Source organism: Alterinioella sp. (assembly GCF_058343375.1).
The window spans coordinates 1-12,966 of record NZ_JBTUJH010000005.1 but is presented as its reverse complement, the minus strand read 5'-3'; the positions used below and the strand labels follow the sequence as shown (position 1 = coordinate 12,966).

11 protein-coding genes and 1 pseudogene are annotated in these 12,966 nt (G+C 62.7%); 5 read left to right on the top strand and 7 right to left on the bottom strand.

All coding sequences use genetic code 11. The annotated features are described in order from the left end of the window. Positions 1-48: 48 nt before the first annotated feature. A complete protein-coding gene (locus ACW8PS_RS00990) occupies positions 49-654 on the bottom strand; it encodes a flavin reductase family protein (RefSeq protein WP_491525383.1) in 606 nt (201 codons plus the stop codon). Positions 655-742: 88 nt separating this feature from the next. On the opposite strand from ACW8PS_RS00990, the gene ACW8PS_RS00985 reads away from it, so the two are divergent. After that, the gene (locus ACW8PS_RS00985) at positions 743-1,225 is read left to right on the top strand and encodes a GNAT family N-acetyltransferase (protein ID WP_491525382.1); all 483 of its coding nucleotides are present in this window, start codon (positions 743-745) and stop codon (positions 1,223-1,225) included. Positions 1,226-1,347: 122 nt separating this feature from the next. On the opposite strand, the gene ptsP is transcribed toward ACW8PS_RS00985, so the two are convergent. The 5 genes from ptsP to glmU all read right to left on the bottom strand — a co-directional run bounded on the left by ptsP (position 1,348) and on the right by glmU (position 9,059). Then, positions 1,348-3,591: a phosphoenolpyruvate--protein phosphotransferase gene (ptsP, locus tag ACW8PS_RS00980; protein WP_491525381.1), complete on the bottom strand. Its 2,244-nt coding sequence runs from the start codon at positions 3,589-3,591 to the stop codon at positions 1,348-1,350. Positions 3,592-3,804: 213 nt separating this feature from the next. Further along, complete coding sequence (locus ACW8PS_RS00975; protein ID WP_491525380.1) at positions 3,805-5,043, bottom strand: aspartate kinase; 1,239 nt, start codon at positions 5,041-5,043, stop codon at positions 3,805-3,807. Between the two features lie 268 nt (positions 5,044-5,311). Further along, a complete protein-coding gene (locus tag ACW8PS_RS00970; RefSeq protein WP_491525379.1) occupies positions 5,312-5,869 on the bottom strand; it encodes a pyridoxamine 5'-phosphate oxidase family protein in 558 nt (185 codons plus the stop codon). A 3-nt stretch (positions 5,870-5,872) separates the two neighbouring features. After that, complete coding sequence (gene glmS / locus ACW8PS_RS00965) at positions 5,873-7,690, bottom strand: glutamine--fructose-6-phosphate transaminase (isomerizing) (RefSeq protein ID WP_491525378.1); 1,818 nt, start codon at positions 7,688-7,690, stop codon at positions 5,873-5,875. 1 nt (position 7,691) lies between these two features. Next, on the bottom strand, positions 7,692-9,059 hold the full coding sequence (gene glmU, locus ACW8PS_RS00960) for a bifunctional UDP-N-acetylglucosamine diphosphorylase/glucosamine-1-phosphate N-acetyltransferase GlmU (protein WP_491525377.1): 1,368 nt from the start codon (positions 9,057-9,059) through the stop codon (positions 7,692-7,694). A gap of 134 nt (positions 9,060-9,193) precedes the next feature. Between glmU and ACW8PS_RS00955 the strand changes: the two genes are divergently transcribed. After that, on the top strand, positions 9,194-9,859 hold the full coding sequence (locus ACW8PS_RS00955) for an HAD-IA family hydrolase (RefSeq protein ID WP_491525376.1): 666 nt from the start codon (positions 9,194-9,196) through the stop codon (positions 9,857-9,859). Positions 9,860-9,901: 42 nt separating this feature from the next. Then, positions 9,902-11,095: a DegT/DnrJ/EryC1/StrS family aminotransferase gene (locus tag ACW8PS_RS00950; protein ID WP_491525375.1), complete on the top strand. Its 1,194-nt coding sequence runs from the start codon at positions 9,902-9,904 to the stop codon at positions 11,093-11,095. Between the two features lie 126 nt (positions 11,096-11,221). Here the strand turns inward: ACW8PS_RS00950 and ACW8PS_RS00945 are convergent. Then, a pseudogene (locus ACW8PS_RS00945) lies at positions 11,222-11,362 on the bottom strand (protocatechuate 3,4-dioxygenase subunit beta); the annotation flags it as partial. A 23-nt stretch (positions 11,363-11,385) separates the two neighbouring features. Here ACW8PS_RS00945 and ACW8PS_RS00940 point away from each other — a divergent pair. Both ACW8PS_RS00940 and ACW8PS_RS00935 read left to right on the top strand, forming a co-directional pair. Then, positions 11,386-11,682 carry a hypothetical protein gene (locus tag ACW8PS_RS00940; protein WP_491525374.1) on the top strand — a complete coding sequence of 99 codons (297 nt, stop codon included), beginning with the start codon at positions 11,386-11,388 and terminating at the stop codon, positions 11,680-11,682. A gap of 72 nt (positions 11,683-11,754) precedes the next feature. Then, positions 11,755-12,918 carry an acyl-CoA dehydrogenase family protein gene (locus ACW8PS_RS00935; protein WP_491525373.1) on the top strand — a complete coding sequence of 388 codons (1,164 nt, stop codon included), beginning with the start codon at positions 11,755-11,757 and terminating at the stop codon, positions 12,916-12,918. Positions 12,919-12,966 lie beyond the last annotated feature (48 nt).

The window sequence follows — 12,966 nt, the reverse complement described above, 5'->3', positions numbered from 1 at the left end:
AATGTTAGCCGTAATCGGGCGGTGGACTCAATCGGTCACGCGCGGCGCTCATTCATCGGGGCGCTTCATCGTGAACAGCTCGGTCACCTTGGTGAAATCCTGGTATCCCAGTCGGGCAACCGGCAGGAAGGTCGTGACGTCGAATATCCCGTCCACCAGACAATCGTCGCGGATATGGATGCCGATGACTTCGCCAAAGACGACCGTGTTTGCTTCCCCCTCGATCTGCACGATCCGGGTCAGGCGGCATTCCATGCTGGCGGGCGCATCGGCCACGCGCGGGCAGTCGATCAACCGGCATTCGGCCTTGGCAATGCCCGCATCGACGAATTCATCGACCCCGCGCGGCCAGGCCCCGGATGTCCGGTTCATCGCCTGGGTGCTGGAAAACTCCACCACATTGACGCAAAAGACGCCGGTGTCACGGATATTGGCGGTGCTGTCTTTCACGCCGTCCTGATCGGGCTTGCCGGAGGTGCAGGCGAACATCACCTGCGGCGGATCAAAGGCGACACCGTTGAAAAAGGAATAGGGGGCGAGATTGTCGATACCATCGGCCCCGCGGGTCGAGATCCAGCCGATCGGGCGCGGCGTGATCAGCGCATGAAACGGGTTATGGGGCAGCCCGTGGCCATTTTTGGGTTCGTAGAACATATGCGCGTCGCTCCAATCCGGTTTGGCAACGGGATAACGCCATGCTAGGGGCGGTTCCAGTCGAAAATCCCCAAGGGACGGGTCGGTCTTGTATCATCTCAGCCATGAAGAGCCGGAAGATTACTGGGAGGTGGAGGCGCTTTATGATCTCTGCTTTGCGCCCGGTCGTGAGGCGCTGAGCTCCTACCGGTTGCGCGATGGCACCGATCCGGTATCGGAGCTGTGCCGGGTGGCGCGCGATGGCGATGGCATTCTGGCCGGTGCGATCCGGTTCTGGCCCATTCGGGTGGGTGGCACGCCGGCGCTGCTGCTTGGCCCGGTGGCGGTGCACCCGACCCGGCAGGGCGAGGGGCTTGGCGGTGCGTTGATCAATGACAGCGTCGGGCGGGCGGCAGAAAACGGTTGGGCACGGGTGGCTCTGGTGGGCGATGCGCCCTATTACCGGCGCTTTGGATTCACCCGACTGGCAGGCGTGATCATGCCACCGCCGACCAACCCGGACCGGGTGTTGGGAACCGGTGACTGGCGGGGGGTTTGCGGCCCCGTGACCGGGTGGAACGCGGCGCAGTAAGCAAATCCGCCTGCGTCGCCCGGATTGATCGCAGAACCATGGCCGCGAATTACGCGGCCCAAGGGCAATATCCACGATTCGGATTTTCAGCTCAATGCCCGGATCCCAAGGGTCAGGACACATTAACCCTGCCGCTGCAGCCAGTCCATCACCGGCGCGCGCACCGATTGGATGCCATTGGCGCGGGCCTCGTTGATCACCGCCAGCGCTTCGCGCAGATCGACGCGCCTGAGCAGGCTTTTGACCGGCCCGATCGAGGCCGGGCGCATCGACAAGGTGCGCAGCCCCATGGCCGCGAAACACAGCGCCTCGACCGGGCGCCCGGCATCTTCGCCACAAAAGCTGAGAGGCGTTTCGGTTTCGGCGCAGCGGCCGACGATCTGTTCGATAAAGGTCAGGAAACTGACATTGAGCGTGTCATAGCGCCGCCGCACCCGTTCGTTTTCACGATCCGCCGCAAAGAAGAATTGTTTCAGGTCATTGCCGCCGATCGAGATGAAATCGGCCAGCTCGAAGAACTGGCGCGGTGCAAAGGCCAGGCTTGGCGTTTCCAGCATGGCACCGATTTCGACGCTGTCGGGCAGGACATGCCCAAGCGCCGCCTCGCGGTCCAACTCGCGCAGCAGATGATCGCGCGCGGCGGAAAACTCTTCCAACTGGGCGATAAACGGGAACATGACCGTCAGCGGCCTGCCATTCGCGGCCCGGATCAGCGCCTGAAGCTGCATCCGCATGACGCCGGGTTTGTCGAGCCCGACCCGGATCGCGCGCCAGCCAAGCGCCGGGTTGGGTTCGTCCTGCGGCTTCATATAGGGCAGCACCTTGTCCGATCCGATATCGAGCGTGCGGAACGCCACGCGCTTGTCGCCAGCGGCATCCATCACACGCGCATAGAGCGCCGCCAATGCGCCCCGGCGCGGCACTGTGCTGCGGGTCAGGAACTGCAATTCGGTGCGGAACAGCCCCACGCCCTCGGCCCCCGATGATGGCAGCGACGGCAAATCAGCCATCAGCCCGGCATTCATATGCATCGTAATGCGCGTGCCATCCAGCGTTTCGGCAGGCTTGTCGCGGATCGAGGCATAGCGTTCCTGGGCGGCGGCGCGCATCGCCATCTTGTCGCGGAAGGCGGTGATGACGGCATCTTCGGGGCGCAGATGCACCACGCCCTGATCGCCATCAACCAGAATAAGATCACCGTTCAGCGCCTCGGTGGTGATGCGCGGCGCGTTCACGATCAGCGGGATGGCCAGGGCCCGCGCCACAATGGCGGCGTGGCTGGCGACCGAGCCTTCCTCCAACACCACGGCGCGCAGGGACCGGCCATATTCCAGCAAATCGCCGGGTCCGATATTGCGTGCCACCAGCACCGGGTTTTCGGGGATCTGCACGCCCGAATTGCCACCCTGGCCGGTCAATTTCCGCAACAGGCGGTTCGACAGATCGTCAAGGTCATGCAGGCGTTCGCGCAGATAGGCATCGGGCACGGTTTGCATCCGCGCGCGGGCGGTGGATTGTTCTTTTTCAACAGCAGCCTCGGCCGACAGACCGCGGGCAATGCCTTCTGTCATCCGGCGCATCCAGCCGCGCGAATTGGCGAACATCCGGTAAGCCTGCAGCACCTCATGCTGGTCCTTGTCGCCCTTTGGCGCATTGTCCAGCATCTCATCGACCGAAATGCGCAGCTGATCGACCGCCTCGGTCAGGCGAATGAGTTCAGCTTCGGGGTCATCCGCGATGGGGTTGGTGACGATAACGCGCGGATCATGCAGGTAGACCCGGCCTTCCGCCGCGCCTTCCTGGCCGATGCCGCCATGCAGGACCACCGATTTCTGGTGCCGCGCCGACATTGCCTCGCCTTCGCCGACAAAGGCGCCAAGCTCGGTCATCTCGGCCAGCACCATGGCCACGACTTCCAGCGCATAAATCTCGTCGTCCGAATAGCCGCGTTCGTCGCGCGATTGCACGACCAGAACACCAAGCTTTTCGCCCAGGCGCTGGATCGGCACGCCCAGAAATGAGGTGAAGCGTTCCTCGCCGGTTTCCGGCATGAAGCGAAAGCCGGGCTCAGACGGGGCATTGGCGGTGTTGATGGCGCGCGCGCGCGCTGCGACCCGGCCCACCAGACCCTCGCCGATCCTGAGCCGTGTCACATGCACGGCTTCGGGTGCCAGCCCCTCGCTGGAACATAGTTCGAGCGTCTTGGAATCGCGGAACAGGTAGATCGAGCACACATCCGTATGCATCGAATCGGCAATCAGATGGGTGATCCGATCCAGCCGTTCCTGCCCGGCACCGGGCTCGGCCAGGGAGGCCTGCAAGCGCCGCAGCAGCTTGCGGCTGTCGGATTCGGTTTGGTCAGACATGTCACCCCGTTCCCTGAGCCGGCCAGCGCCAGCGCAGCATCGGTTCAAGCCATAGCGCGGGCGGGGGCGGTCATGCAACGGGGCAGTGGTAAACGCCGACCCCGCCGAAGCTGCGTGCAGGGAGGCATCGGTCCAGGCTGACGTAAAACTGAGCGTGGCGGAAACCGTCTGGAAATGCCGCGTCCACGGTTCAGGCCATCGCGCGCTGCGCGGTCAGGCGGATTTCTCCAGTTCGAACGCATCATGCAGGGCCTGAACCGCCAGTTCCATGTATTTCCGGTCGATCAGCACCGAGATCTTGATCTCGGAGGTGGTGATGACCTTGATGTTGATGTTCTCGTCGCGCAGCGCCTTGAACATCTTGGCGGCAACGCCGGCATGGGACCGCATGCCGATGCCCACGATCGAGACCTTGCAGACATCGGTATCGGCGACCAGCCCGTGAAAATTGATCTCGCCGCGGTCTTTCGCGTCATTCACAGCCTGTTCGGCGCGGCTCACCTGATTGGTGGGGCAGGAGAAGGTCATGTCGGTGCGGCCTTCCTCGGAGATGTTCTGCACGATCATGTCGACATTCACCCCGGCATCGGCCAGCGGCCCGAAAATGGCGGCTGACACGCCGGGGCGGTCGGCGACTGAGATCAGCGTGACCTTGGCTTCATCCTTGGAATAGGCGACCCCGGCAACTGCATTGCTTTCCATAATTTCCTCCTCGTCGCAGACAAGCGTTCCGGCCGCGTCGGATTGTTCTTCGAAACTTGACAGAACCCGCAATTTCACATGATAGCGCATCGCCAGTTCGACCGATCGGGTCTGCAGAACCTTGGCCCCGAGGCTTGCCAGTTCGAGCATTTCCTCGAACGCGATCTTGTCGAGCTTGCGGGCCTTGCCGCAAATCCGCGGATCGGTGGTGTAGATGCCATCGACATCGGTGTAGATATCGCATCTTTCGGCACCGAACGAGGCGGCAAAGGCGACGGCGGATGTGTCGGACCCGCCCCGCCCAAGGGTGGTGATCCGGCCATCATCGCCGATACCCTGAAACCCCGCCACCACGGCGACGCGCATGCCTTCGCCATATTTGGCCAGGATGTTGGCGGTCGGGATGTCCTCGATGCGGGCGGTGGCATGGGCGGAATTGGTCTTCAGCGGCACCTGCCAGCCCTGCCAACTGCGCGCCGGCACGTCCATTTCCTGCAGCGTCAGGGCCATCAGGCCAGCGGTGACATTTTCCCCCGCAGAGACCACGGCATCATATTCGCGGGCGTCGAACAGCGGTGAGGTTTGCTCGACATAGCCCTCCAGCCGGTTGGTTTCACCCGACATTGCCGACACGATGACGATAACGTCATAGCCGTTCGCGACCTCACGCCCGACACGTTTGGCGGCGCGTCGGATGCGATCGAGCGTGGCGACCGATGTGCCGCCGAATTTCATCACCAATATGGGCATGGCCCGGCCTGTTCCGCTTGTCTTGTCGCGGGTTTCATACGGCGGCGATAGGCGGGTGACAAGGGTGCCGGGCGGCCGCGCGAACCAATTCGGGGCGCGGCAAAGCTGCGGGGCGTGGGTTGCCCGGCTCAGCCCCCCTGTCGGGAGCCTTCGCGCGGGCAATTGGGGCCAGCCCCAAACCCCGGAGTATTTCGACAAAGAAGAAGGGGGGATGGGTGCGGTTTTGGGGCGGCGGGCCGGTTATGCGCCCCGGCGGTCAGAATGGGCCTCAATCGTCGGGGTCGGGCTTTGGAATGCCGGTGGGCTGGCCATCGAGCGTGCTTGTGTTGCGTTCGGCCCAATAGCTGCGCAACTGGGCGTCGGACCTGTCGGCCACCCATTGCGCCATGGTCGGGCGTTCGTCCTTGTATTCCATGAAGGGGACCGCGTAGCCGCAGGAGGTCTGCACCATGTCCACAGCCATATCGACGATCTGGCGGGCGCTGCGATAGGGAGGAAAATGCGCCGCCAGTTCCGGCCAGTCGGCATCGGTGACATGAACCGCGCGGGCGGTGCCATAGGCGCGCAGGATAAGAGGCCGGGCGGTAAAGGAGCACCACATCAATGTCAGGCGCGGGTCGCGCAGCAGATGGCCTGCCGTTTCATTGCCTGAGCCCGTGAGATTGACCCAGAGGATGCGGTCGGGCGCGAGGATGTGCAGGCTGTCCATGCCCTTGGGCGAGATGTTGACCGGACCGTCAGGCCCGGCGCTGCCGGTGAAGAAAATATGTTGCTCGGCGATGAATTTGCAGTGCCCCTCATCGAGGACGGGGAATTGTTTGGCCATGGATCATTCCACCGTCACGGATTTTGCCAGGTTGCGCGGTTGATCGACATCGGTGCCTTTGTGAAGCGCGGTGTGATAGGCGATGAGCTGGGCCGGGATGGAATAGAGGATGGGGGCCAGGAACGGGTCCACATCGGGCAGGATCAGCGTCTGCCAGACATCGCCACCGGCCATGTCCGCGCCTGCGGCATCGGTGACCAGCAAGACCCGACCTTCGCGGGCGATGACCTCCTGCATATTGGAAACGGATTTATCAAACAGCGCATCGGTCGGGGCCATCACCACCACCGGCACGGTCTTGTCCACCAGCGCGATGGGTCCATGTTTGAGCTCGCCGGAGGCATAGCCTTCGGCGTGGATATAGCTGATTTCCTTGAGTTTCAGCGCGCCTTCCAGCGCCAGCGGGAACATCGCGCCGCGACCGAGGAAAAGGATGCTCTGCGCCCGGCTGAGCGCCCAGGTATGGCGTTTGATCTGATCCTCCAGCGCCAGTGCCTGATTGATCAGACCGGGCAGACCGCGCAGTTTGGCCAGCAGATCAGCCTCGCGGTTCGCGTCTATCCGGCCTTTCTGGCGCGCCGCAAGGATGGCGAGATTGGCCAGCACCGCAAGTTGACAGACGAAGGCCTTGGTCGAGGCCACGCCGATCTCGACGCCGGCCAGGATCGGCAGGGCCAGATCGCTTTCGCGCGCGATGGAGCTTTCACCGACATTGACCACCGACAGGATGCGCGCGGCCTTGCCCTCGCAATAGCGCAGCGCGGCAAGCGTGTCGGCGGTTTCGCCCGATTGGCTGACGAACAGCGCCGTGGTGCTGTTTGACACGGGCGGTTCACGGTAGCGGAATTCAGAGGCGATATCGACATCGCAGGGCAGGCCCGCCAATTGCTCGAACCAGTATTTGGCCACCAGACAGGCATAGTTGGCGGTGCCGCAGGCCACCAGGATCAGGCGGTCGGTCGCGCTGAAATCCACATCACCTTCGGGGATTATCACTTTGTCATCATTGGCGTAATGGGCCAGACATTCGGACAGGACCGTGGGCTGTTCAAACACCTCTTTGGCCATGAAATGCCTGTGCCCCCCCTTGTCGATCTGCGCCGATTGTGCCGGGATCTGACGGATTTCACGGTTGGCGGGACGGTCATCAGCGTCAAATATCTGCACGCCGGCGCGGGTGACATAGGCGTAATCGCCTTCGGCAAGATAGGTGATGCGGCCGGTCATGGGTGCCAATGCGATGGCGTCGGATCCGACAAACATTTCGCCATCGCCATAGCCGATCGCCAGCGGTGAGCCCTTGCGGGCCGCAATCAGAAGATCATCTTCGCCCTGGAACAGGAAGCACAGCGCAAATGCCCCCTGCAACCGGCGCAGGGTTTCGCGCGCGGCGGCGCGCGGCGCAAGGCCGGAATCGAGCAGGGATTCGCAGAGAAGCGCCACGGTCTCTGTGTCTGTTTCCGTTTGAAAATCAATGCCTTCGGAGGCGAGGCTCTGGCGCAGTTCGCGGTAGTTTTCGATGATCCCGTTATGGACGACGGCAACCCGCCCGGCGCGGTGCGGATGGGCATTGGCAATCGAGGGCGCGCCATGGGTGGCCCATCTTGTATGGCCGATGCCGGATTTTCCCGCCAATGGCTGATGCACCAGCAGATCGGAGAGGTTGACCAGCTTGCCGACCTCGCGCCGCCGATCAAGGATGCCGTTGTTCACGGTGGCAATTCCGGCGCTGTCATAGCCACGATATTCGAGCCGTTTCAGCGCCTCGACCAGGATCGGGGCAACCTCGTGATTGCCCAGAACACCGACAATGCCGCACATATCAGCGTTCCTTTTTCTGTTGCTCTTTCAGGGCGCGAAGCCGGGCCATCAGCCGCGCCCCCAACCCCGGTTTGTTGGCCTGTTTGGTGCGCCCGATGGCCAGATCCCCGGCGGGCACGTCTTTGGTGATCACCGAGCCCGATCCGGTCATCGCACCATCGCCAAGCGTGACCGGTGCCACCAGCATCGTGTTGGATCCGACAAAGACATCGCTGCCAATCTCAGAGCGGTGCTTGGACACGCCATCATAGTTGCAGGTGATGGTGCCGGCCCCGATATTTGATCGCGCGCCAATGCTGGCATCGCCGATATAGCTGAGATGATTGACCTTGGCCCCTTCGCCAATCTCGGCCGCCTTCACTTCCACGAAATTGCCGATCCGCGCGTCATTGCCAAGCTCGGTTCCGGGGCGCAGGCGGGCATAGGGGCCGACGGTGGCGCGGGCCCCCAGATGGCAGCCTTCAAGATGCGAAAAGGCGCGAATAGTGACATCGTTTTCGACCGTGACGCCGGGGCCGAACACGACATTTGGCTCGATCAGCACATCGCGACCGATCCATGTGTCATGGGCGAAAAACACCGTTTCGGGGGCCATCATGGTGATGCCGTTTTCCTGCATTTCCCTGCGCTTTGCGGTTTGAAAAATACGTTCAGCATCAGCCAGTTCGGCGCGGGTGTTGATGCCGAGCGTCTCAGATTCGGGGCAGGTGACAACGGTTGAGGTCAGCCCCTCGCTTTGGGCAATCTCCGGCACATCGGTCAGATAATAATCACCCGAGGCATTGGTGTTGCCAACCTTGGCCAGCAGCGCCATCAGCGTGGCGGCATCGGCGCAGAGCAGGCCGGAATTGCACAGCGTGATTTCCAGTTCCTGCGGGCTGGCATCCTTGGCCTCGACGATGCGGATCAGGCGGGGCCCATCCATGATCAGGCGCCCGTAGTGACCGGGATCAGAGGCTTCAAACCCCAACATGACGATGTCGTGATCGGCCCGGGCATCGCGCATTGCCTGCAAGGTCTCGGGCGTGATGAAGGGCGTGTCGCCATAAAGCACGATGACATCGCCGGAAAACCCGTCCAGCGCGGCTGCGGCCTGCAAAACGGCATGGCCGGTGCCAAGCTGTTCGGCCTGCCGGACGCAGCTGGCTTCGGGGGCATGCGCCGCGACCGCCTTTTCCACGGCCGCAGCCGCGTGACCGGTGACAATGACAATGCGGGCCGGGTTCAGGCTGGTCCCGGCATTGATCGCATGCGCCAGCAGCGGCGCAGCCCCGATCCGGTGCAGAACCTTCGCCAGATCGGAATTCATTCGCGTGCCCTGACCCGCGGCCAGAATGACCAGCGCGCATGGCCTTGTATCGTCTTGCATGTCACCTGCTTTCGTTTTCTCCGGTTCGGTATTATCCAAGCAGGCGGGCCTTGCAAGGCGGGGCGATGTCAATTTGCCTTACGGTTCGTTTCAGCGCGGCGGCGGAAACCCGCCTTCGGACAGGGAGATGCGCCATGCGCACCGTGATCTTCGATCTTGACGGGACATTGGCCGATACCAGTGCCGATCTGCTTCTGGCGGGCAATTCCGCCATGATGGCAATGGGATATGCACCGCAGTTGAAGCTTGAAAAGGACGCGGCGACAGCGCTGCAAGGCGGCAAGGCGATGCTGCGGCTCAGCCTGCAACGATTGGGCCATGACGCCCCCGAGGGCGAGATCGAGCGCGGCTATCCGATCCTGCTGGAGGCCTATGGCGCGGCGCTGGATGTGCATACGGTGCTCTATCCCGGCGTGGCCGACGCGTTGGAGGTGCTGCGCGGCGACGGGTTCGCGGTTGGCATCTGCACCAACAAGCCGGAAGGCCTGGCCGAGGCGTTGATGCAAAGCCTTGGTGTCCGGGGGTTGTTCGGCTCGCTCATCGGGGCCGATACGCTGCCCACGCGCAAACCCGATGCGGCCCCTTTTGTGGCGGCGGTCAAACGCGCGGGAGGCGATGTCGCGCGGTCGCTGCTGGTGGGCGATACGGTGACCGACCGCGATACCGCGCGCGCGGCCGGGGTGCCTGCGGTTCTGGTCAGTTTCGGGCCGCTTGGGATGGGGGTGACCGACCTGAACCCCGCGGCGCTGTTGCACCGCTATGCCGACATGCCCGGTATCGCGCGCGCGCTGCTGGTCTGAGGGGCATTGACGCCGGGCCATGCGGGTCGCAAGACTGCTGTGATGAAACAGAGATTTACCGGGAATTTCACCCAACAGGAGCCGATCCCCGAGGCCGGGATCGAGGCCGCCATGCGCGTCCTGCGAAGCGGCCGGTTGCATCGCTATAACACCGGGCCCGATGATGCGGGCGAGGTTGCGCTGCTGGAGGAGGAATTCGCGGCTTTCACAGGCGCAAAATACGCGTTGGCCGTGGCCTCGGGCGGCTATGCGCTGGGGTGCGCCCTGCGCGCCCTGGGCGTGGGGCCGGGTGATGCGGTGCTGACCAACGGCTTTACGCTGGCCCCGGTGCCGGGCGCGATTGCCGCCGTCGCGGCCCGACCTGTCTTTGTCGAGGTGACCGAAAGCCTGGTGATCGATCTGGACCATCTGGCCCGCCTGATTGCGGAAAGCGGCGCGACTGTGCTGCTGCTGTCGCATATGCGCGGCCATATCTGTGACATGGACCGGCTGATGGCGATCTGCGATGGCACCGGCGTCAGGGTGATCGAGGATTGTGCCCATACCATGGGCGGCGGCTGGAAGGGTGTGCCATCGGGCCGCCACGCGATCATGGCCGCCTATTCGACCCAGACCTACAAACATCTGAATTCGGGCGAGGGCGGGTTTCTGACCTCGGACGACCCGGATCTGATGGCGCGCGCGATTATCCTGTCGGGCAGCTACATGCTGTATTCCCGCCACCGCGCAGCACCTCCGCCCGCCGCGTTCGAGGCGGTCAAATGGGTCACGCCCAATGTCTCGGGCCGGATGGATAATCTGCGCGCCGCGATCCTGCGCCCGCAATTGGCGGATCTGCCGGCGCAGGTGGTGCGTTGGAACGCGCTCTACGCAGCAGTTGAGGAAGGCCTGCGCAACACGCCCGGATTGCGCCTGATCGAGCGGCCGCAGGAAGAGAACATCGTCGGCTCATCGATCCAGTTTTTTCTGCCCGGCGCCTCAGAGGCGCAGATTGCGGCGGTGGTCGCAGGTTGCGGCGCGCGCGGTGTGGAGCTGAAATGGTTCGGCGGGGCCGAGCCGGTGGGTTTTACCTCGCGCTATGACAGCTGGCGCTATGCCGAGGCGCAAAGCTTGCCTGCGACAGATCGTATTTTGGCCGGTCTGATGGATATGCGTCTGCCGCTGACTTTCACCATCTCTGATGCCCGCCTGATTGCCGAAATCATTACCGACGAGCTGCGCCGAATATTGTCGTGACCGCCCCACGGCGACAATAGGGCCGATCACGATACAGCGACCGGAAACCACGGTTCCAACACATGAAATTGCGTTGGTGTTGAACGGCTCATTGCGAAGGCGTTTCCTTCAGGTAGTCGGTTGTCATCAGTTCCCCTCCGGACGGTTTTCAAACAGCGTCGAGCGCCGCCCGCGCAGCACGATATCGAAGCGGCAGGCAATCGCGTCCAGCGGCACGGTCGCGTTCATATCGAGCCGGGCCACCAGCATGTCGATGGCGAGATGGTCGATGCGGCCGCCTGGTCCATGTGATGGTGTCCGAGCGCACCCGCGACGAGAACTTCGTGTCCGGTTTTGGCGTGGCCATGCCCGACGAGCTGGAAATTCATCTGGCGATGCCGCCGGTCAGGGTGTCGCCCGAGGGACCGCAGCCAAGCCCGGTGCCCACCGGCCTGATGTTGCCCAACGGGAATGATCAGCCCTTTATTCATGTCAATTTCTACGGCAATGCCGAAACGAAATGCGCGGCAGGACGGAAAAATCTTCCGGAAGATTTTTCGGCGCGCAAAATTTTTACAGGAAAAATTTTCCCCGCTCTTCAATCGTAGCAGATTTCTTTGACTCTGCCCGAGCGGCCCGCTATTAACTGAACGAGTGTTCAATTAAGGGGAGGTCGCGCCATGTTCTTGGCCGCCATGCAATTCGACCTGGGCGAAGACGTCAATGCGCTGCGCGATATGGTGCATCGATGGGCGCAGGAGCGGGTCAAACCGATGGCTGCCGAGATTGACCGGAACAATCTGTTCCCGGCTGAATTGTGGCCCGAGATGGGCGCGCTTGGCCTGCTTGGCGTCACGGTGCCCGAGGAATATGGCGGGGCTGGAATGTCCTATCTGGCGCATGTCATCGCGGTGGAAGAGATCGCGCGCGCAAGTGCCTCTGTCTCGCTGTCCTACGGTGCCCATTCCAATCTTTGCGTCAATCAGATCAAGCTCAACGGCACCAGCGAGCAACGTGCGAAATACCTGCCCGGGCTGGTCTCGGGGGAGCATGTCGGAGCATTGGCGATGTCCGAGGCCGGGGCCGGGTCGGATGTGGTCTCGATGAAATTGCGGGCCGAGAAACGCAGTGACCGCTATGTGCTCAACGGCACCAAATACTGGATCACCAATGGCTGCGACGCCGATACGCTGGTGGTCTATGCCAAGACCGATCCCGCGGCCGGTTCCAGGGGCATCACGGCGTTTCTGATTGAAAAGGAGATGGCGGGCTTTTCGGCGTCGGAGCATTTCGACAAGCTTGGCATGCGGGGCTCGAACACGGCGGAGCTGATTTTCGAGGATGTCGAAGTGCCGTTTGAAAACGTGTTGGGCGAAGAGGGCAGGGGCGTGCGCGTGTTGATGTCGGGGCTGGATTATGAACGCGTCGTGCTGGCGGGGATCGGCACTGGTATCATGGCCTCCTGCCTTGATGAGATCATGCCCTATATGGTGGAACGCAAACAGTTCGGGCAAAGCATTGGTGATTTCCAGCTGATGCAGGGCAAGATGGCCGACATGTATACGGCGATGAATTCGGCGCGCGCGTATGTCTATGAGGTTGCCAAGGCCTGTGACCGGGGGGATGTGACCCGTCAGGATGCCGCTGCCTGCTGTCTTTATGCCAGCGAGCAGGCCATGGTGCAGGCGCATCAGGCGGTGCAGGCGATGGGCGGGGCCGGGTTTTTGTCGGACAGCCCGGTGGCCCGCATTTTCCGCGATGCCAAGCTGATGGAGATCGGGGCCGGCACCTCCGAGATCCGGCGCATGCTGGTGGGGCGCGAAATGATGGGGGCGATGGGATAGCCGAACGCCCTTGCGGGAACTGAGGCGGGATCTGAAACTGTAACATCT